At 35.2% G+C, this 660-nt stretch carries 1 protein-coding gene; it reads left to right on the top strand.

Annotated elements, in window-relative coordinates; translation table 11 throughout:
• Positions 1-426, top strand: a 426-nt coding sequence (locus B3473_RS06235; RefSeq protein ID WP_293677954.1) for a SpaA isopeptide-forming pilin-related protein, incomplete at its 5' end; no start/stop codon positions are given.
• Positions 427-660 lie beyond the last annotated feature (234 nt).

Below are 660 nucleotides of genomic sequence, written 5' to 3'. Positions count from 1 at the left end.
CTTAACAAAACAGATGAAAATGGAAAAGCTTTGACAGGTGCGACATTTAGACTTTATGATGCCCAAACAGGTGGTAATGAAATCAAAGTCGTGAAAGTATCAGACGGTGTTTACCGTGTTGCTGAAGACGGCGAAGCTGGTGTTGATATCGAAGCAGGTACAGCTGTTGTGAAAGGCCTTAAAGCTGATACTACTTACTACCTCGAAGAAACAAAAGCTCCAAACGGATACAACATCTTGACAGAACGCAAAGCAGTGACGGTGACAAAAGATGACGCTGCTAAAGTAACCGTAGAAAACCATTCAGGTGCTGAATTGCCATCAACTGGTTCATACGGAACAACAATCTTCTACGTTGTTGGTAGTGTCCTTATCCTAGGTGTCTTGATTTACGTGATTGCTAGCCGTCGTGTGAAAAAAGACTAATATAAATAGGAAGAAAAGTCTCATTTATTAAAATATCAAAAGAGAAAGAATGAAAGTGTTCTTTCTCTTTTTTGACGAGAAAAACAAAGGCTTTTATTTTACTTAAATTTTGACTAATCTTTACACAATCATGAAATTACATGCAAAAACAGGCGTTTTCTTGTTAAAAAATGTATAAAAAGTAAAAACAACGTAAGAAGTATAGAAAAATTTTTAAAAAATTACACAAATATA

The organism is Streptococcus sp. UBA632 (assembly GCF_002300045.1).
In the GTDB taxonomy this organism is placed as follows: Bacteria; Bacillota; Bacilli; order Lactobacillales; family Streptococcaceae; genus Streptococcus; species Streptococcus alactolyticus.
Note: the sequence above shows the minus strand (reverse complement) of the source record. Positions and strands in the feature narration are given on the sequence as shown.